Raw genomic sequence first — 18,768 nt, 5'->3', positions numbered from 1 at the left:
TTGCTCGTACAGAATGCGACTATTCCATTACAATGGGTGAGAAATTCCAGCGTGGAGGGGGCGTGGATGTCCGGCGAGGGCTACCGGGTGCTGATTCAGGCTCGTTCGTGGAGTCGGCGTCTCAGGGAGAAGGGCTTCACATGGGGTCAGATCGCCGATGTGCTCGCGCTCACTCACCAGGTGAGCCCGTTGCGGCTGTATCGGCTGGCACACGGGCGCACCGCGGCCGACGTGGTGGCCATGGTCAACGACGCCGACCCGGCGGGCACCGCCGCGTTGCGCGAGTCTCGGCTGTACGACTTCGAGTCCTGGCCGGAAGCAGGGCGGCGGCCGTCCGCCTCTCTCCTCGCCGTCCTGGCCGAGATCTATGAGACCGCTGCCCGGAGCCTGGTGCGCGATGAGGACTTGGCCTCGTATGGGCCCTCTGATCGTGAGCTGATCGGCGGCGCGGACTTCCGCGACATGGACGCCAACCGGCCCTCGTCTCCGGGCCGTGTCACCATGGAGGTGAGCGCAGCAGCCATACCCGCTGACCCGTCGCTCTTGGACGCCTCAGCGTGCGTTCGGTTGCTGCATGCCACCGGCGTCGAGGAGGCCGACGTGAAGCGACGGGAGTTGCTCTTCGAACTGGCCCTGGTGCTGGGCGGGACGCAGGCGCTGGATTTTCTACGCATCCTTACTCCAGATGAGGAGGAACGCCTGGCCGGGGTGCTGCGCAGCACTTGGCGAGTGGACGAGGCCACGGTGCGGAGCTTCGAGAAACTCCAGATGCACGCGCGCCGGACCGACGACGTGTCCGGTCCTGCCGCGCTGCTGCCGGTGGTCAATGGGCAGCGGGCGGCGCTCGGTCGGCTCCTCGCACGCGAGTCGATGCCGCCGAGCCTGCGCGACCGGCTCCTCGATACATATGCGCAGATGTCGCAGTTGGCTGGCTTCCTCGCCTACGACCTGCTTGATTACGCGGTGGCCGAGCAATCGCTGAACGACGGGCTGCGTGCGGCACTTGACCTCGGGGATCCGACGTTGATCGGCTACGTGCATTACTGGCTGGGCAGGCTGGCCGCTGACCAGGATCGGACAACCGCGGTTTTGGACCACGCCTTCGCCATTCGGAGTTGGGCCGCCCGGTCTCCGAGCAAGCTGCTGGCACCGCTGCACGAAAACTTGTTCGCGGTCGCCCACGCCGCTGAGGGTCACGCTGCGGCGAGTGCCCGCGCGTATGACAACGCGGTCGCGTCGGCAGGAGCGCCGAAGGACAATGAACCGGCGTTCCTGTACTGGGTCTCGCCACCGGTGGTGGAACTCGGGAGCCTCGCCTTGCAGGCCCGGCTGAATCAACCCGGACACATCATCAAAGCGGCCGAGCGGTATCTGGCCGAGCAGGACCCGAGGTTCAAGAGACGTCGCGGGTTGCTGTTTGCCCGATACGCCAGTGGCTTGACCCTGGCCCAGGAGATCCCCGAAGCGGCGGCCAAGCTGACGGAGGCTGCCGGCATCACCAGACAGCACAGCTCGGCTCGGCTGACCGATGAGATCAATCAGGCGCGAGCCCGGCTGGAGCCCTGGGCGGACACCACCTACGTTCGCCAGTTGGATGGGACCCTGCGGTCCTGCGGACTCACTTGGGCTTGTCCAGCAAGAGGGGCTTGAGCTGGCGGAAGAATTCGGTCGCGTCTGCCAGAGAGTCCCTGCCCGGTGCGCCCTCCATGATGTTGATGGAGAGAAGGCGCTTGTAATCGGGTGTCCATCCGTAAACGTAGGCGATGGTCTGGTCCTTGGCGTTCTTCCGCCGCGCCCCGAAGCCCGGACCCAATTCGACGGGCAGGTCATTCCCTTGGGTGGTCTTCTTGGTGTTCTCCAGCCCTTCCGGGCTGATAGGGGACGGTTCAAAGACTTCGATCAAGAGTCCCTGGTCGCCTTCCGGACCCAATTCCTCGCTCACGGTGCATGACTCGAAACGTCGGCCCATGTCCATCTTTGTGCCATAGGCCCTGTAGTCGTTTAGGCCTGTGGCGATCTTAATGGCGCTCGCCGAGATCAGGTCGCATTCTTGCGGGGCGGCGGTCACATTACCCAGCGGCCGGGTGTCTGGTGGCGGAGTGGGAGGAGACGTGCACGCCGCCGCTAGGGCGAGGAGGGCAAGGACGGGGACTGCCGACGGTTGGACTCTCATGAGCCATGCTCGGAATAGTATTTTTCGGCGCTATCGAATCCTATCTCGATGGCGTCATCCGGCCGGCCGAAGACGCGGCCGGTCTCGTTCAGCCCCAGCCACTCCACGTAGTCGTCGAGTTGGTCGGCATTCATTTCGGCCCTTGGTCTGATTTCTCCGTCGACCATAAAGTGTCCGTCCGAGCCTGGGGAGAAGTCCTTGTGGTGGTATGGATGCGTCCTGGCAGGCACGGAGTCGTCCCCGAAAAGGCCGTGGCGCATCATCGCTGCCGCCGTGAGATCGGTGAACATATTCTTGGCCGCTTCCATTGCGGTGTCAGCGTTCTCGCGAGCCTGGTTCTCGTGACTGGACTTGACCTTTCCAAAGATCGCCTCCTTGGCTTTGTCGACCAGGAGTCCGACGAACTTTCCCTGTGGTCCTGGGGCCAGTCCGACGACGTTTTCGGTCATTTCCTTGAAGGCGGCGAAGCGTGCATCGTTTGCCTTCGCCTTTTCGATCGCGGAGATGTTGGCGGCGTCGGCAATCACCCAGGTCGTTCTGCTGAGGCCGCGCGCCGCCCGGGCGAATTCGGCGCCCCCGCTGCGGCTCATGCGTTCTTCGAGTATGTCTTGTCGCATGGCGTCGAGTTCCTGTCGCGTGGCCTCCGGATGAGACTTCCGCCATGCCGTGAAGTCGGCCCTGACCTCCGTTGCGACCTTGCTGGCCACTTCGCCCAGTATCTTGGCGGAATACAGCCCGTGTGCGGCGGCCATAGTCTGGAACACGTTGTCGTCTTCGAAGGCCCACGTCATGGCCTTCTTGATGCCTTTCCCGTCGAACATGGCGCCGTAGGGTTCCGCGCCGCGCAGGTTCTTGTCCGGGTCCACGTCCGTTACTACGCCTGGCACTTCCGCGTTGAACGACTGCACGGCACGGTGCACGTCCCCGGTATATTGGGCCAACACCTTACCGAGGTGGGCGCGGGAATGTGGAAGATTCGCCTGAACCTTAGCATCGCTCCAGAAATGGAGCGCCCATGAGGCGATCATGGCGGACTTGTAGCCGCGCGAATTCCCCGGTGGCAAGTCGTGGTCACGGAACTCCGTGCTGGATGCCTGAATGGCCCACCCGAGATCGGCGTCCGCGTCGCCGTTCCAAGGGTGTTGCCGCATCAGGTAAGCAAGAGGCGTGCGCTGCGGGTCGGTGAAGAAGTCCTGGGCGACGGCGGGATGGTGGGCCAGCGCGACCAGGGCCGTGCCCATGGGGCTGAGATCGCCGGGTGAGATGTCTTTGGGGCCGGGCATTGTCCAGGGGTCTCGCTGGCGATCCGGGTCAGGAGGATGGGCCACGTCTTTGTCGTATAGTTTCCGGACCAGCGTGAGCAGAAACGTGTGGTCGAACTCGCCGTCCTGGAGCAGCCTCTTCACCGCGAACGCGTCCTGCGGGTTCTCGATGCCATCGACCAGTTGGTCGGCGTAGTCGTCGGCTAGTTTCATCCGGCCCACCCCGCGCGAGGCCGTGCCCAGGAGTGTGCTGAGCATGGTGGCGAGCCTGTCCTGCGTCGCGACGTCGCGCTGGTCCGGGCGGTTCGACGGCGGAAGGCCGGGACCGTACAGCCTGGCGATCAGGGATTTGAGCTCGCGCGGCGGTATTTCCTGGGCGAAGGCCACGGCGAAGAACGGATCGTTCTTGTGCCGCTCGATTTCGGCCACGGTTTTGGGGTCGAGGGAGTGGCTCCCGATCTGCTCCCGTAGTTTCGTGGCCAGGAGTTTGGCGGATGCCGCGCCCTCGGCGGGAGACTTCGACAGCCAGTTGGATTCGTTGGCCCAGAGAATGCCGCCCTTGCCGGAGTTTCGGTCCGGGGTGGCGAGAATCAAGTCGAGGCGGCCCTGGAGCGACGGAATTTGATCGCTCATCTGGCGGCCGATGGCGTGTACCTGGGTCGGACCCCAAAGGCGGATACCGAGTGAGGTCAGGGCTCTCTCCACCTGGAGGCCGACGTCCGGAATCGTGCCGCTGACCCGTTTCATGCCGTTGATCAGTTGTGTCATCAGTGTGGGATTGATGCCCACCTGAGGGCTCATTGGGTGGACGCCCCTTTTGTCGGCTCGGACGGCTGGAGGGAGTCCACCAGCGCCAGGGCTCGAGTGAAAAGGTCCTTGAAAGCCCGATCCCACGCGCGTAGATCGGCGCCGAGTTCGTCTCCGGCCGGGCCTTTGAGTGCGCCGTCATCGACCAGGCGAACGAGCGCGATCACGTCGCTCGCGTGTTGATCGCGCAATTGTTCAATGTGCCGCCTGGCTGCGTCGATTTGTTCCTGCGTCGCCATCATCGCCTGATCTCGCCGATCTCCTGGAAGTGGGGGAGACGCCGGCCGAGGGCATCGTAACGAGGGGCAGGGACGCCTTGCGGCGGAATGCTTCGAACCCAGCGAAAAGGCTATGGAATAGCAGAAAAAGGTATCCCCCCAGGATGGGGTTATGCCGGAGGTATATCTAAGATCAACGCCTGAGCCCTCGGCTTCGGCAGCCCCTTCTAGGGCTTTTCTAAGGTTCGCCGACGGTGTGCTGAAGGTGGGCCGGGTTGGGTTGGCCGTGTCGCCGGCACCGCGCCGGTGCGGAAGGGAGAAGGGACATGGAACGGCGAAACGCTGTTCTGGTCGTCGGAGTGGCCATGGCGCTGGGATTGGGCGGGTCGGGCGCGCTGGCCGCCTCTGCCGATCAGCAAGCCGCCGACGACCCTTGTCGCACGTCGGCGACGCTCTCGCCCGCCGACGCCGCCAAGATCGCCGCGAAAAAGGAGGCGGCCGCGAAGGATGGCCGGGCCGGGGACCGGACGGACAAACCTCAGGAGAAGGGGGTCGGGGTTTCTGAGCTGGCCCAGGCCCTCTCCGATGAGCTGGGCGTCAGCCTGGACCGGGCGACGTCGGCCGCGGAGCAGTTGTTCGCGCTCTCCGGGGTGGACCCGGACTCGGCGGAGTTCGCGGCTGTGGCCAACCGCCTGGGCGTCTCGGCGGAGCGGCTGCACCAGGCGCTGAAGAATTTCAAGCGAGCAGCGTCGGGACTCCCCGAGAAGGGCGGCTCATCCGGCAAGTCTCCGGGCTCTTGAGTCGCGAGCGGGCTGGGCGGCGGCAGGTCCAAGGAGGGAGAGTAGGCCCATGCACGTCCTTGTGGCCGACGATGACGAGGCCGTCCGCCGCTCCCTGACGCACGCGCTCGCCCGCGAGGGTTATCACGTGAGCACCGCGGCCGACGGCCTGCACGCGCTGGCGTCGGCCGGCGGCGGCAGGCAGGACGCGGTGGTGCTGGACATCATGATGCCCGGGCTCGACGGGCAAGAGGTGTGCCGCCGCCTGCGGGCCGGGGGAGACCGTACCCCCATCCTGATGCTCACCGCCCGCGACCTGGTCGCCGACCGGGTCGCGGGCCTGGACGCCGGCGCCGACGATTACCTGGCCAAGCCGTTCGCGCTGGAGGAGTTGCGGGCCCGGCTGCGCGCTCTGCTGCGCCGCAGCGGCGTGGCGCAGGAGCTGCTGGTCTTCGCCGACCTCGAGTTGGACACCGCCGCCTGCCAGGCTCGCCGTGGCCCGCGAGTGCTCGACCTGACCAGGACCGAGTACACGCTGCTGAAGGTCTTCCTGCGCAACCCGAACCGGGTGCTGAGCCGCGACCTCATCTTCTCCGCGGTCTGGGGTTACGACTTCGGCCCGTCCTCCAACGCGCTGTGGGTCTACATCAGCTATCTGAGAGCCAAGCTGGAGGCCGGGGGCGAGCCACGGCTGATCCAGACGGTACGCGGCCTCGGCTACGTGCTGCGGGAGGAGCCGTGAAGCTGCGTACCCGGGTCGCGCTGGCCGGTGCGGCCGTGGTGGCGGCGGCGCTGCTGACGGCATCGTTGGTGTTGTATCCGGCGGCGGCGGCCGGGCTGGCCGGCCAGCACGACGGGGAGCTGGTGCTGGCCGCCGGCCAGGTGCCCCAGCTGCTCCGTTCCTTCAAGATCAGCAACAAGCCCCTGCCCGACCGCCCGGTCAGCGTGGGCAACACCCTTTTGCAGTTCGTCCCGCCCCCGGTCACCCCTGGCGCCGTCGCCGGCTTCGTGCCCCTCACCAGCCGGGACGCCGACGTCGCGGAGGGCAGGAGTACCGCGTACTTTCAGGAGGCGACCTACGACGGCGTCCGCTACCGCATCTATACCACCGCGTTCGTCGAGATCGACGATGGGCTGGTACGCACGGCGTTCCCACTGGACCGGGACGCCGCGACGCTGGGCGGGCTGGCCCTGCTGCTGGCGGCGCTGACCCTGGGAGGCGCGGCCGTCGCCGGAGTGGGCGCCCGGCTGGCCGCGGGCCGCGTGCTGAGTCCCATCGGCCGTCTCACCGAGGCGGTGGAGCGGATCACCGCCACCCGTACGCTCACCACCGACGGCCTGGACGGCGGCGGCAGGGACGAGGTCGCCCGCCTGGCCCGTTCCTTCACCACGATGACGAGCGCGCTCCAGGAGTCGCTGCTGGCCCAGTGGCGCCTGGTCGCCGACGCGTCCCATGAGCTGCGTACCCCGCTCACCAGCCTCATCACCAACCTCGAGCTGCTGGGAGAAGGCCGCGGCACCGCCGACCCCCAGGCCCCCGCACTCGTTCACGAGGCCCGCGACCAGGCCGGCGAGCTGCGCGTCCTGATCAACGACCTCGTCGAGCTGGCCAGGTACGGCGACAGCCAGGTCCACACCGAGGACGTCCGCCTCGACCTGGTCGCGGAACGCGCCGTCGCCCGGGCGCGCGCCCGCGCACCGCACGTGAGCCTGCGGACCGAGCTCGCCGAGTGCCTCGTACGCGCCGACCCGGACTCCGTCGACCGGGCCGCTGCCAACCTCATCGACAACGCGATCAAGTGGAGTCCGCGCGGCGGCGAGGTGCTGGTGCGCGTGCAGCCGCCGGGCACACTCTCGGTCACCGACCAGGGACCCGGCATCGCGCCGCAGGACCTGCCCTTCGTCTTCGACCGGTTCTACCGCGCCGAGGCGGCCCGCTCGCTGCCCGGCTCCGGCCTCGGCCTGGCCATCGTCCGCCAGATCGCCGAAGCCCACGCGGGCACCGTGCGCGCCGAACCCCTCCAGCAGGGCGTCCGCCTGCTCCTGTCCCTGCCCGCGGCCACCTGAGGTCAGAGCCAGTCGCGGCGTTTGAAGACCGTGTAGAGGATCAGGCAGACGGCGGCCATGAGCACGATGGCGAACGGATAACCGAAGATCCAGTGCGTCTCGGGCATGAAGTCGAAATTCATCCCGTAAATGGTCCCCACCAGCGTCGGCGCGAACAGGATGGCGGCCCAGGCGGAGATCTTCTTGACCTCCTCGCCCTGCCGGATGCTCGCCTCCGTCATCCGTGCCATTTCCGCGTTCTGGGCCTGGGTCACCAGTGTCGAATTGACGACGAGAATATTCTGCAACATCTGGCGGAAGGCCGAGATGCGTTCGGTCACCGTGATCGAGTGGTCGGCCACGTCCCGCAGATAGCTCTGCAGCTCGTCGTTCACCCCGTATTTCGGCGCCCCCGCGATGAACCCGTGGATCATCCCCACCAGCGGCGCCGTGGCCCGGTGGAACTCGATGACCTCGCCGGACAGCTCGTAGACGCGCCGCGAAACCGACGGGTCGCCGCTGAACACCTGGACCTCGATCTCCTCGATGTCCTTCTGCAACCCGGCCACCACCGGCGCGTAGCCGTCGACCACGGCGTCGAGAATCGCGTACAGGACGGCCTGCGGGCCCTGCCGCAGCAGGTCGGGGTTCGACTCCATGCGCTTGCGGACGGCCTGCAGATCGGGCGCCTCCGCATGGCGTACGGTGATCACGAAGTTGGGCCCGATGAAGACGTGCACCTCGCCGAACGCGACCTCCTCCACCTCGTCCAGGTAGCGCGCGGCGCGCAGCACCACGAACAACGTGTCGCCGTAGCGGTCGGCCTTGGGCCGCTGCGAGCCGACGATGGCGTCCTCCAGCGCCAGTTCGTGCAGCTCGAACTCCTCGCCGAGTTTGACCAGCTCCCACTCCTTCGGCCGGTAGAGGCCGATCCAGGCCATGCTGCCCGGCATCTTTTTGAGGTGCTCGAAGGCGTCGGCGAGCGAGCCGGGGGTGTCGACGCGCTCCCCGTCCCGGTAGATCGCGTTGTCGATGACGGTCGGCCGGTAGGGATGCTCCTCCGTGGCCCGCGGGTCCATCGAGTGCTCAGGCGCTTCCTCGCGTACGTCACCGCTGCGCCTGAACCCCTTAACCCTGGCCATGCCTCCTCCAATCGGCTCATGACGGCCCGAGGTCGTCCAGCGGCCGGGTCGCCCGGTCCCTGATGCTCTTGCGCCACATCGGCGTCCACCCGAACAGCAGCCCGTGCGGCCTGCCCAGCGCCATCTTCGACCAGCGCCGGAAATCGAACTCGTCGTGGTGGCGAACGATCAGGTCGTCCTCGAACCTGAACAGCGCCCCGATCTCGTTGACGACCTCCCGGCCCGTGCTCGAGAACGTGTAACGAGCGGTCCAGTGCGCGGTGCCGCTGAAGTCGTCGGCCGTCACGTCACGATATTCGGATTTAAGCCCATTTCGCACACCGAGCTGCAGTCGCCACATCCTCATGACGCGGTCGCGTCCCTCGACCTCCTGGAAGATCGGGTCGCCGAAGCTGACCTCGGAGTGGTAGCAGCGCTCCATGGTCGCGAAGTCCGTCTGCCCCAGAGCGTCGTAGAACGTGCTGATGAGCGCCACGTGCCGATCGTTCACCTCTCTATCAGATCATGGCCGCACCGTTGTCCCAGCACACGGCCCGTAGCCACGCGTCACCGAGATCGAGCCTGGCCAGCGCGTCGAGCTGATGGGCATAGGGGTGCGGAATGGTCGGGAAATCACTGCCGAGCACCACCTTCCCCGACAGGCCGAGATCACGCAGCGCGGGCCGCAGCCGGGCGGGGAACGGCATGCCGCGCTCGGCGAAGTCGGTGAACGTCATCGTGGTGTCCAGCGCGACCCGCTCGTAGCGGGCGGCCAGCTCGAAGAACGGGTCGTACTCCGGCATGCCCAGATGAGCGATCACCACCCGCAGTCGCGGATGCCCGCGCAACACCTGCCCGATCGGCTCGGCCCCGACATGACCACCGGGCACCGGCACCGAACTGGCGTGCACCACCACCGGTACCCCGGACTCGGCCACGAGACCCCAGACCTCGTCCAGCTCGGGGGCCCGCGGGTCGAACCCGCCGACCTGCAGATGCACCTTGAAGATCTTGACGCCGTCCTCCAAGGCTCGGCGCACGTAGTCCACGACTCCAGGCTCGGGGTAGAAGGTCGCCGACGGGAGGCATTCGGGTGTACGGCGGGCGAAGTCCAGGGTCCAGGCATTGAGATCGACCGCCATATCCGGCTTATGCGCATATGCAAGGGCAGGAAACGCCCGTACCCCCATCTCCCGCAACCGCGCGACCCGCTCCGCCACCGGCCACTCGTACTCGATCTTCCACCCGCTCCCCAGCAGCGGGCCGCCGTGGTTGAAGTGGTGCCAGACCCGCCGCTCCATTCGCTCGGGCAGGAAGTGCACGTGCAGATCGATCAGCCCGGGCAACCCGAGCCCCTGCCACCAGTCCGTCACTTCCGCATCAGAATGTAGTTCTGTGGCCACGGACGAGACTTTACCTGGATAGGGTTTCTCCTCGATGGACACGTTCTGGGACCACCTGATCAAGGTTCAGCCTGACCCCGACCCCTGGGTCGTGGCGGTCTCGGCTCTCGCCGCGCTCGTGCTCGTCGGCTTCCGGATGCCCTGGCAGGTGTCCAGGGGCCTGATCACGATCGCCCACGAGGGCGGCCACGCGCTGATGGCGCTGGTCACCCGGCGCAAGCTCGAAGGCATCCGCCTGCACTCCGACACCTCCGGCGTGACGCTGACCAGGGGCAGGCCCACCGGGCCCGGCATGGTGCTGACCGCGCTCGCGGGTTACCTCGCGCCACCGCTGCTCGGGCTGGCCGCCGCGTGGCTGACCGAGATGGGGCACATCACGCTGCTGATCTGGAGCGTGCTGCTCTTCCTGGTCTGCATGCTGCTGCTGATCCGGAACCTGTACGGCGCGCTGATCCTGCTGGCCACCGGCGGCGCGGTGTTCGCCCTGATCATGTACGCGCCCAGCGACGTCCAGCAGATCGTCGCCCTGGTGGCCGTGTGGTTCCTGCTGTTCGGCGGGATCAGGCCGATCATCGAGTTGCAGCGCAAGCGCAGCCGGCGGCAGGCCAGGGATTCCGACGCCGACCAGCTGGCCAGGCTGACGTTCCTGCCCGGCGGGTTCTACGTGTCCTTCTTCCTGCTGGTGTCGGTCGTGTCCGTGGGCTTCGGCGCGTACCTCATGAACCCGCTCTAGTCCCGAAAAATCGCACTAAACTCCCGCAATAGCAGGGGGGAGTGTTGTGCTGCCAGTCGAGGACGCGCCCGGCTACCGGGTACTCGATCAGGCGGGCCAGGGCGGGTTCGCCGTCGTGTACCGCGCCTACCAGGAGCGCCTCGACCGGGTCGTGGCGCTGAAGGTGCTGTCCGTGGACCGGGTCGACCAGCGCACCATGCGCAGGTTCCAGCGCGAGTTGCAGCTCACCGGCCGCCTCACCGGCCACCCGAACGTCGTGACCGTCTTCGACACCGGAGTGACGCGCTCCGGGAAGCCGTACATCGCGATGGACTTCTTCGAGAACGGCTCCCTGCGCGACCGCGTGCGCAAGGAGGGGCCGCTGCCGGTGCCCGACGTGCTGCGGGCGGGCGTGAAGCTGGCCGGAGCGCTGGCCGCCGTACACGAGGCCGGGGTCCTGCACGGAGACATCAAGCCGCAGAACATCCTCATCTCCCGGTACGGCGAGCTCGCGATCGCCGACTTCGGCGTGGCCAGGGTCGTCGACTCCGCGGAGATCTCGGCCACCTCGCAGGCGTTCACCCCGCTGCACGCCGCCCCCGAGGTGCTCACCGGCCAGCCCCACTCCTCCTCGACCGACATCTACTCGCTCGGCTCCACCCTCTACCACCTGCTGGCCGGCCGGCCCGCCTTCCACAACCCGACGGACCCGTCGATCGCGCCGCTGATGTACCGCGTGCTCAGCGTCGAGCCGCCGCCGATCAATCGCCCGGACGTGCCGCCGGTGGTCCTCGAGACGATCTTGCGGGCGATGTCCAAACAGCCCGAGCTCCGGTACGGCTCCGCCCGCGACTTCGCGCGCCGGCTCCAGGCGGTGCAGGCCGAGCTGGGCCTGTCGGTGACGGACCTGGTCGGCGAGGATCCCGGCCCGGGGCCGAGCATGTCCACGGTCCCACGCCCCCGCCACGACCAGCCGGAACCGCCCGCCGGGCACAACGCGATGCCCGTCACCGGCAACCAGCTGCCTCCGGCGCAGCCCGGGAGGCCCGCGGCCGGCCAGGCCGCCCCCACCATCCCCCCAGCCGGACCCTCGCGGCGGCAGCGGAGCATCATGATCGGCGTCGCGGTCGCGGTCGTGGCGGCCGGTGGGACGGCCCTGGCCGTGTTCCTGTCCATCCAGCAGACCTCAGGGCGACAGACCACCACCGAGCCATCGGCGTCCCAGCCCCTGGACGACCAGCCGATCGACCGGCAGGACATAGCGGCACTCTCGCCACGCGGCCTCAAGGTGACAGCGGACCAGGGCGCCCTGGTGGAGCTGCGGTGGACGCTCCCCGCCGACGCCCGCCGCTATCCGGTGGTCCTCCAGCGCTCCCCGGTCAAGAAGGGCGAGCAGCCCATCACCGCCCTGGGCCAGGGGACCACCTCGACCCGCGTCGCAGGCCTGGACCCGGGCGCCGGCTACTGCTTCCTGGTGGGCGTGCCACTGCGCATCTCGGAGAGCTCGACGGTCGCCTGGTCCAAGCCGACGTGCATCAGAGGCGCGGTGGCCCGCTCAACGCGATAAGCCGACCTCAGCCCAGCAGCTTGCGCGCCGCCTGCTCGATCTCCTCCTCCGACAGCAGCACGTGCTCGGCCGCCCCGCCCAGCGGGATGAAGCTGTCGGCCGAGGTCACCCGCGCGATCGGCCCGGTGAACCCGGCATCGACCAGCTCGGCCACGATGCCCTCCGAGACGCCCCCGGTGTGCCGGGTCTCGTCGGCGATCAGCACGTTGCCGGTCAGCTCGGCCGCCCGCAGCAGGTCGTCCTTCGGCAGCGGCGCCAGCCAGCGCAGGTCGAGGACGCGGCAGCCGTACCCCTCCTGGGTCAGCCGCACCGCGGCCCGCAGGCTCATCCGCAACCCGTTGCCGAACGTCACGATCGTCAGGTCGCGCCCGTCGCCGTAGGAGCGCGCCTGCCCGATGGGCACGTGCGTCTCCGGCCAGCGCGCGGGCGGCGCGTACGGCGCCAGCCAGCCCCCGTCACCCTCGTCGAACAGGTCTTTCGTGTGGTAGAGCGCGATCGGCTCCAGGAACACACAGACGGACCCGCAGGTCTTGGCCGCCGCCAGGCAGGTGCGCAACATGGCCGAGGCGTCGTCGGGACGCGCCGGCGAGGCGATGACCAGCCCGGGGATGTCACGCAGCGCGCCCACCGCGTTGTCGTTGTGGAAGTGGCCGCCGAACCCCTTCTGGTAGGCGTACCCGGCCACCCGCACCACCATGGGGTTGGTGTAGGAGCCGCGCGAGAAGAACGACAACGTGGCCGCCTCGCCGCGGATCTGGTCGAGCGCGTTGTGCAGGTAGGCCAGGTATTGGATCTCCGGCACGGGCAGCTGCCCCGCCAGGCCGGAGCCGAGCGCCAGGCCCAGGATGGCCTGCTCGTCGAGCAACGTGTCGAACACCCGCCCCGGCCCGAACCTCTTCTGCAACCCCCTGGTCACGCCGTAGACGCCGCCCTTCTTGGCGACGTCCTCGCCGAACACCGCCATCTCCGGATAGACCACCAGCGCGTCGGCGAGCGTGCGGTTGATGGACTGGGAGAGCGTCATCGGCTTGTCGTTCTCCGGCAGGGATCCGGCGAACGCCTTCTCCCTGACCGCGCCCGTGGCCGCCATCGGACTGATCTTGGCGATCAGCTCGGGTTTGCGCGGCGCGATCGGCTGCATGATCTCCTTGGCGGAGCCGAGCCGTGGGCTGCGCGTCGTCTCCAGCGCGATCCGCAACACGTGCTCGCGCTGGGATTCGTACATCTTGAGCAGCTCTTCCGGCGTCTCCAGCCCGGCCGCCACGAGCAGGGCCGCGGTGCGCACCAGCGGGTCGCGCTCGAGGTCGGTCTTGATCTCGCGCTGGGTGCGGTACGCCTGCTCGACGTCGGACCCGGCGTGCCCCATGAGCCGCACGGTGGACAGGTGCAGGAACGCGGGGGAGCGGTTGGCGCGTACGTGCCGGACGGCGCGGACGGCGGCGTCGTACGTGTCGGCCAGGTCGCAGCCGTCGGCGGCGAAGTATTCGATGCCGGGACGCCGCGCGGCCGCCTCCACCCAGCCCTTGGGCGTGCGGACGCTGATGCCGATGCCGTTGTCCTCGCACACGAACAGGATCGGCAGCGACTGCCCCTGGAAGGTCGCGTAGGAGGCGGTGTTGAAGCCGGACAGCGCGCTCGCGTGGTTGATCGAGGCGTCGCCGAAGCTGCACACCGCGATCGCGTCCTCCGGCCACGCCGAACGCGCCCCGAGCGCCCGCGCCCGCTCGATGGCGAACGCCACGCCCACGGACCTGGGCAGATGACTGGCGATCGTCGAGGTCTGCGGGATGACGGCCAGGTCCGGATGGCCGAACACCTTGTGCCTGCCGCCCGCGATCGGCTCGTCGGCGGCGGCGGTCAGGCCCATCAGCACGTCGCGGATGCCCTGCTCGGGCAGCCGCCCGGCCTGCTCGGACCTGGTCAGGTAGAAAGCGCCGGAACGGTAGTGGAGCAGCGCGGGGTCGCTGGGCCGCAGGGCCGCGGCGACGGCCGCGTTGCCCTCGTGACCGGCCGAGCCGATCGTGTAGTAACCCTCGTCCTGCTCGCGGAGCCAGCGGGCGGCGATGTCCAGCAGGCGGCTGTCGAGCTGGCGCTGGAACAACGTCCCGCACTGCTCGCCGGTCAGGGCCGTGCCCTCGTGGACCGGCCGCACGGGATCTCGCGCGGGGCCCGCCTTCAGCGTCGCAATCGCCTGGGTGAAATGAGTCTCAACTGTGTCGCGCGCCACACCATCGATTATGTCTTCCATCGGGCCCCCCGTCTGCCGGACACCCCTGACACTGTTGTGGATCGGTCCGTTTGACCCACACTTATAACCGTTTGTCAGAATCCTCAACTTTCCCGGCCGCGTACCCGTCTACTAAGAGGACACACGTGGCACCCTCAATGCCGCGTTGAACCACCGGGGTCTCCAGAAAGGAACCCGTATGTTACAACGCATTCGTGTCGCCGCCCTCGCCATGGCACTGGGCGCCGGGGTCCTCGCCCTGACACCCACCTCCGCGACAGCGGCCAAGGCTCCCAGCATCTCCGCTGTGACCATCAGTCCCAGTCCCCCGATCGTCGTCTTCGACAGTGCGGTCACCGCCACGTTCAGCTTCACCACCAAGGACGCGGGCAAGGCCGAACTGCAGCTCAAGCCGCCCGGCCTGAGCGTGGGAACGCCGATCGAGCTCAAGCCCGCACCGTTCGGCCAGTGGACGAAGTGGACGGGCACCAAGTCCTTCGACGGCAAGGTCACCGGCAAGTGGAGCTTCCTCGCCATCGCCCACGGCGACGGTGACCAGTCCACCTCCGGCACGTTCGAGGTCGTCAAGGCGCTCGACACCAAGATCGTCGATTTCGACGCCAGCCCCGACCTGGTCGACAGGGGCGACCTGATCAAGGTCTCGGGACGGCTCCTGGCCGACGGCAAGGGGTACGGCGGGCAGTCCGTCGCGATCACCTTCCGCGAGCGCGGCGCCGACTCCTACCGCGAGATCACCAAGGTGACGACCGGCGGCAACGGCTGGTTCCGCGCCGCCGTCCGCGCCCGGGCCACCGGCTGGTGGCGGGCCGAGTTCGCGGCCACGGCCACCGCCAGGGCCTCCGTCAGCGACGCCGACAGAGTGGACGTCCGGCGCGGGAACCTCGGCAGCAGCATCGTCGGCTTCGACGCCCGCCCCGAGCCCGTGGACAAGGGCGACAAGCTCTCCTTCACCGGCGCCCTGCGGGTCGAGGGCCGCGACGGCGTGGCCGGCCAGCGGGTGGCCGTCTTCTTCAAGGCCGACGGCTCGCACAGATGGCAGTACGTCACCAGCGACGTGACCGGCCGCCACGGCCGCTTCTGGGCCTCCGCCACCGCCGAGACCTCCGGCTGGTGGCGCGCCGAGTACGCGGGCACCCGCGGCGTCAACGGCTCGGTCAGCGACGCGGACTGGGTCAAGGTCAACCAGCCCGCCCCAGCGCCCTCGAAGGCGGACACGCGGCTGATCAAGTTCAACGCGTACCCGGAGCCGGTCAAGCGCGGCAAGTACCTGAAGTTCAAGGGCAAGCTGCAGGTCGACGACGAGGGCACGTGGGAGGGCTACTCGGGTCGCGTGGCTCTCTACTTCAAGCCGCTGGGCTCGAAGAAGTGGCAGTACGTGAAGACGACCTGGTCGAGCGACAGCGGCCGGCTCTACACCAAGGTCAAAGGCTGGAACTCGGGCCACTGGAGGTTCGTGTTCGGCGGTGACGAGGACACCTACGGCTCCACCAGTCGCAAGGACTATGTCCGCGTGAAGCGCTGACCACCTGACACGGGACGAGGCCCGGGGGACACCACCCCGGGCCTTCTCCTTTGTGCGGCTCGCTAGTTGGGCTGCTGGTCGGTCAGCTTGGCGTCGATGCGGACGAGGATCGACTTGATGTCGGCGATCTCACCGTCGATGTGGTCGAACCGCGCGTCGTGCCCGTCGAGCCGCTTGTCGATGTGGTCGAACCGCGCATCGACCTGCGCGAAGCGTTCATCGACCTGGGCGAAACGGCCGTCCATCTCGGTCTTGAGCTCGGCGACTGCTCTGTCGATCCGGTCGAGGATGTTGTTTCCGACGAAGCCGACGCGGTCGCCCAGCGCGTTGATGCGATCGGCGATGCTCATTCCAGGCACGCCACTCACTGTAGCCTTCTCGAGCGCGGAGAGCCTGACATCCAGCTCTCGACACTTCTCCTGCAGATCCAACACCGGGTGTGCTCCTTCGGAGGGAGGGGACAGGAAGCGCGCGCGCATCAGGAAAGATACCCTCCGTGCACGATCGACCGCAGCCCGATGCGAAACCCCCTCTTATTCCGCCCGCCTGAACTCCGCGATCCCCACCCCCAGCAGCGCCACCCCGAGCGCCGCCACGATCCCAAGCTCCAGCGGCACCCCCACCTGGAAGTCGAACCACTTCACCCCGGGATTCAGCACCGCGTTGACCGCCGCGGGTACGTCCAGATGCGAGAAGACCGCCTCACGCATGGGATCCACCGCGTACGTCATCGGATTGACCACGGTCAGCACGTGCAGCCACGAGGGCAGGTTGGCCAGCGGGAACATCGCCCCCGACAGGAACATCATCGGCATGATCGCCATCTGCATCAGCCCGAAGAACGTCTGCATGTTCTTCATCCGGGCGGCCAGCATCACCCCGAAGGCCGTGATCGTGAAGGCGGCCAGGAACATCTCCGCCAGCAGCGTGATGAACAACGTGGGGGAGTAGGGGACGCCGACCAGCCCCGCCATGGCGAGGATGACGACGCCCTGCCCGGTGGCCACGATGGCGCCGCCCAGGCACTTGCCGACCACGATCGCCCCGCGCGAGACCGGCGCGACCAGCATCTCCCTGAGGAAGCCGAACTCGCGGTCCCACACGATGGACCCGGCCGAGAACATGCCCGTCATGATCACGGTCATGGAGATCATGCCGGGATACATGAACGTACGGTAGTCGACCCCCGGGATCGACCCCCGCACCAGCGAGCCCAGCCCCGTGCCCATGACGAACAGCCACAACACGGGCTGCATCAGCATGGACAACATGCGGGTTCGGTCGTTGACGAAGCGCAGCATCTCGCGGTGGAGCACGATCTTGATCGCCCGGAAGTCGTGACCGGCGCTGCGGGCCGGCACGCGGACGGTGATGGCCTCTGTCGCCATGACTATCGCCTCGCCATCGCTCTCATCCACGTCAGGTTGTCGGCGCCGGCCTCGGCGTCGCGGATCGTGGAGCCGGTGTAGGACATGAACACGTCGTCCAGGGAGGGCCGGGAGACGCTGACGGATTTGATCGGCATGCCGAGTTCGGCGAACAGCCGGGGGACGAACTCCTCGCCGGAGGTGACCGCGAAGGTGACCGCGCCCTCGTGTACGGCGGCCTCCAGGCCGAAGCGCTCCTGCAACGCCTTGATCGCCTTCTGGTCGTCATCCGTCTGGATCTGCACCCGGTCCTTGCCGACGCTGGCCTTCAGCGCCTCGGGGGAGTCGATGACGACGACCTGGCCGTGGTCGATGATGGCGATGCGGTCGCAGTATTCGGCCTCGTCCATGTAGTGGGTGGTCATGAAGATGGTGATGTCCTCCAGGAGGCGGAGCTGGTTGATGTAGCCCCAGATGGCCGCGCGGGTCTGCGGGTCGAGCCCGACCGTGGGCTCGTCGAGGAACAGCACCCGGGGTGAGTGCAGCAGGCCGCGGGCGATCTCCAGGCGGCGTTTCATGCCGCCGGAGAAGGTCATCACCTTGGCGTCCTTGCGGTCCCAGAGCGCGACCATCTCCATCACCTGCTGGATCCGGTCGCCGACGGCGGTCTTGGGGACGCCGTAGAGCTCGGCGTGGAAGCGCAGGTTCTGCTCGGCGCTGAGGTAGCCGTCGAGGGTGGGGTCCTGGAAGACCAGGCCGATGTTCCTGCGGACCTCGTCGCGTTCGCGTACCACGTCATGCCCGGCCACCGTGGCGCTGCCGCCGGTGGGGTTGACCAGGGTGCACAACATGCTGATCGTGGTGGTCTTGCCGGCGCCGTTCGGGCCGAGGAAGCCGAACACCTCACCCGGGCGCACCTCGAAGTCGACACCCTTGACGGCCTCGACCTTGCCGTACGTCTTCTTCAGGCCCTGCACGGCCACTGCCGCGTCCGTCGCCATTCAGTCCTCCGCCAAGATCTGGAAAATGGACTTACGGGTCTGCTTGATCAGCTTTTTGGCCTCGGCCAGCTGCTGGTCGCTGCCCGTGCGTACCAGGTGCGAGAACGCCTCGTTGAGCTGGGCCCAGAGCAGGCGCAATTCGTGGTGGTCCGCCGGCACCGTGCGCGCGACCTCTTCCCACGGGGCCTCGTCGGCATGCCTGGCGGCCTGCCGCCGGCCCTGCTCGGTCAGCCGGTACGTACGGCTCCCGCCCCCTTCGTCGCCGGCCACCAATCCTTCGTCCTCGAGCTGCTGGAGCGCCGGGTAGACCGATCCCGGGCTGGGTCGCCACACGCCGCGGCTGCGCTCCTCGATGTCCTGGATCATCTGGTAGCCGTTCTGCGGCCCCTCGTGGAGCAGGGCCAGCAGCGCCGCCCTGACGTCCCCGCGGCGGATCCGCGGCGCGGGCGTCTCCCAGTGGACCACCCTGCCGAACTCCGGCGCCGGCGGCGCGAACGGCGCCGGCGGCGCGAACGCGCCCGGCCCGGGCGGCGGCGGGGGAG

18 protein-coding genes are annotated in these 18,768 nt (G+C 68.0%); 7 read left to right on the top strand and 11 right to left on the bottom strand.

Annotated elements, in window-relative coordinates; translation table 11 throughout:
• Nucleotides 1-66: 66 nt before the first annotated feature.
• Nucleotides 67-1,650: a hypothetical protein gene (locus tag ACFLIM_RS26335; protein ID WP_393169816.1), complete on the top strand. Its 1,584-nt coding sequence runs from the start codon at nt 67-69 to the stop codon at nt 1,648-1,650.
• Here the strand turns inward: ACFLIM_RS26335 and ACFLIM_RS26330 are convergent.
• The 3 genes from ACFLIM_RS26330 to ACFLIM_RS26320 form a co-directional block, all read right to left on the bottom strand.
• Nucleotides 1,619-2,068, bottom strand: a complete 450-nt coding sequence (locus ACFLIM_RS26330) for a hypothetical protein (protein ID WP_393169814.1) — start codon at nt 2,066-2,068, stop codon at nt 1,619-1,621. The two genes, ACFLIM_RS26335 and ACFLIM_RS26330, sit on opposite strands and share 32 nt — an antisense overlap.
• 101 nt (nt 2,069-2,169) lie before the next feature.
• Nucleotides 2,170-4,224, bottom strand: coding sequence for a hypothetical protein (locus tag ACFLIM_RS26325; protein ID WP_393169813.1), 2,055 nt, complete (start codon nt 4,222-4,224; stop codon nt 2,170-2,172).
• A gap of 8 nt (nt 4,225-4,232) precedes the next feature.
• The gene (locus tag ACFLIM_RS26320; RefSeq protein ID WP_393169811.1) at nt 4,233-4,484 is read right to left on the bottom strand and encodes a hypothetical protein; all 252 of its coding nucleotides are present in this window, start codon (nt 4,482-4,484) and stop codon (nt 4,233-4,235) included.
• A gap of 302 nt (nt 4,485-4,786) precedes the next feature.
• On the opposite strand from ACFLIM_RS26320, the gene ACFLIM_RS26315 reads away from it, so the two are divergent.
• The 3 genes from ACFLIM_RS26315 to ACFLIM_RS26305 are packed head-to-tail and all read left to right on the top strand — an operon-like array spanning nt 4,787 to nt 7,306.
• On the top strand, nt 4,787-5,260 hold the full coding sequence (locus ACFLIM_RS26315; RefSeq protein ID WP_393169809.1) for a hypothetical protein: 474 nt from the start codon (nt 4,787-4,789) through the stop codon (nt 5,258-5,260).
• Nucleotides 5,261-5,309: 49 nt separating this feature from the next.
• Entirely contained in the window at nt 5,310-5,981 is a 672-nt protein-coding gene (locus ACFLIM_RS26310) for a response regulator transcription factor (protein WP_393169807.1), read from the top strand.
• Nucleotides 5,978-7,306 (top strand): sensor histidine kinase, encoded by a 1,329-nt coding sequence (locus tag ACFLIM_RS26305; protein WP_393169805.1) that lies wholly within the window; start codon nt 5,978-5,980, stop codon nt 7,304-7,306. Before ACFLIM_RS26310 ends, ACFLIM_RS26305 begins: the two co-directional genes overlap by 4 nt.
• A gap of 2 nt (nt 7,307-7,308) precedes the next feature.
• Here the strand turns inward: ACFLIM_RS26305 and corA are convergent, their stop codons facing one another.
• The 3 genes from corA to ACFLIM_RS26290 are packed head-to-tail and all read right to left on the bottom strand — an operon-like array spanning nt 7,309 to nt 9,809.
• Complete coding sequence (gene corA, locus ACFLIM_RS26300; RefSeq protein WP_393169803.1) at nt 7,309-8,427, bottom strand: magnesium/cobalt transporter CorA; 1,119 nt, start codon at nt 8,425-8,427, stop codon at nt 7,309-7,311.
• A 16-nt stretch (nt 8,428-8,443) separates the two neighbouring features.
• Nucleotides 8,444-8,917, bottom strand: a complete 474-nt coding sequence (locus ACFLIM_RS26295; RefSeq protein ID WP_393169801.1) for a nuclear transport factor 2 family protein — start codon at nt 8,915-8,917, stop codon at nt 8,444-8,446.
• A gap of 7 nt (nt 8,918-8,924) precedes the next feature.
• Nucleotides 8,925-9,809, bottom strand: coding sequence for an amidohydrolase family protein (locus tag ACFLIM_RS26290; protein ID WP_393169799.1), 885 nt, complete (start codon nt 9,807-9,809; stop codon nt 8,925-8,927).
• Between the two features lie 34 nt (nt 9,810-9,843).
• Between ACFLIM_RS26290 and ACFLIM_RS26285 the strand changes: the two genes are divergently transcribed.
• Nucleotides 9,844-10,542, top strand: a complete 699-nt coding sequence (locus ACFLIM_RS26285) for a M50 family metallopeptidase (protein WP_393169797.1) — start codon at nt 9,844-9,846, stop codon at nt 10,540-10,542.
• 46 nt (nt 10,543-10,588) lie between these two features.
• Entirely contained in the window at nt 10,589-12,088 is a 1,500-nt protein-coding gene (locus ACFLIM_RS26280; protein ID WP_393169795.1) for a serine/threonine-protein kinase, read from the top strand.
• A gap of 7 nt (nt 12,089-12,095) precedes the next feature.
• Here the strand turns inward: ACFLIM_RS26280 and ACFLIM_RS26275 are convergent, their stop codons facing one another.
• Nucleotides 12,096-14,315 carry a thiamine pyrophosphate-dependent enzyme gene (locus ACFLIM_RS26275; RefSeq protein ID WP_393169793.1) on the bottom strand — a complete coding sequence of 740 codons (2,220 nt, stop codon included), beginning with the start codon at nt 14,313-14,315 and terminating at the stop codon, nt 12,096-12,098.
• A 199-nt stretch (nt 14,316-14,514) separates the two neighbouring features.
• On the opposite strand from ACFLIM_RS26275, the gene ACFLIM_RS26270 reads away from it, so the two are divergent.
• A complete protein-coding gene (locus ACFLIM_RS26270; RefSeq protein ID WP_393169792.1) occupies nt 14,515-15,858 on the top strand; it encodes a hypothetical protein in 1,344 nt (447 codons plus the stop codon).
• A gap of 62 nt (nt 15,859-15,920) precedes the next feature.
• On the opposite strand, the gene ACFLIM_RS26265 is transcribed toward ACFLIM_RS26270, so the two are convergent.
• From ACFLIM_RS26265 to ACFLIM_RS26250, 4 genes are all read right to left on the bottom strand, one after another.
• Nucleotides 15,921-16,289, bottom strand: coding sequence for a hypothetical protein (locus ACFLIM_RS26265; RefSeq protein ID WP_393169790.1), 369 nt, complete (start codon nt 16,287-16,289; stop codon nt 15,921-15,923).
• 102 nt (nt 16,290-16,391) lie between these two features.
• Entirely contained in the window at nt 16,392-17,246 is an 855-nt protein-coding gene (locus tag ACFLIM_RS26260) for an ABC transporter permease (RefSeq protein WP_393169788.1), read from the bottom strand.
• Between the two features lie 2 nt (nt 17,247-17,248).
• The gene (locus ACFLIM_RS26255; RefSeq protein ID WP_393169786.1) at nt 17,249-18,226 is read right to left on the bottom strand and encodes an ATP-binding cassette domain-containing protein; all 978 of its coding nucleotides are present in this window, start codon (nt 18,224-18,226) and stop codon (nt 17,249-17,251) included.
• Nucleotides 18,227-18,768: PadR family transcriptional regulator (locus ACFLIM_RS26250; protein ID WP_393169784.1), on the bottom strand; the 542-nt coding region annotated here is incomplete at its 5' end. It lies immediately after the preceding gene.

This window comes from Nonomuraea marmarensis, from assembly GCF_043197025.1.
Classification (GTDB): domain Bacteria; phylum Actinomycetota; class Actinomycetes; order Streptosporangiales; family Streptosporangiaceae; genus Nonomuraea; species Nonomuraea marmarensis.
Note: the sequence above shows the minus strand (reverse complement) of the source record. Positions and strands in the feature narration are given on the sequence as shown.

Bases quoted from the DNA above. Each gene is read 5' to 3' on its own strand.
- ACFLIM_RS26335 (WP_393169816.1), top strand. From the start codon at position 67: ATGTCCGGCGAGGGCTACCGGGTGCTGATTCAGGCTCGTTCGTGGAGT.
- ACFLIM_RS26320 (WP_393169811.1), bottom strand. From the start codon at position 4,484: ATGATGGCGACGCAGGAACAAATCGACGCAGCCAGGCGGCACATTGAA.
- ACFLIM_RS26315 (WP_393169809.1), top strand. From the start codon at position 4,787: ATGGAACGGCGAAACGCTGTTCTGGTCGTCGGAGTGGCCATGGCGCTG.
- ACFLIM_RS26310 (WP_393169807.1), top strand. From the start codon at position 5,310: ATGCACGTCCTTGTGGCCGACGATGACGAGGCCGTCCGCCGCTCCCTG.
- corA (WP_393169803.1), bottom strand. From the start codon at position 8,427: ATGGCCAGGGTTAAGGGGTTCAGGCGCAGCGGTGACGTACGCGAGGAA.
- ACFLIM_RS26285 (WP_393169797.1), top strand. From the start codon at position 9,844: ATGGACACGTTCTGGGACCACCTGATCAAGGTTCAGCCTGACCCCGAC.
- ACFLIM_RS26270 (WP_393169792.1), top strand. From the start codon at position 14,515: ATGTTACAACGCATTCGTGTCGCCGCCCTCGCCATGGCACTGGGCGCC.
- ACFLIM_RS26260 (WP_393169788.1), bottom strand. From the start codon at position 17,246: ATGGCGACAGAGGCCATCACCGTCCGCGTGCCGGCCCGCAGCGCCGGT.
- ACFLIM_RS26255 (WP_393169786.1), bottom strand. From the start codon at position 18,226: ATGGCGACGGACGCGGCAGTGGCCGTGCAGGGCCTGAAGAAGACGTAC.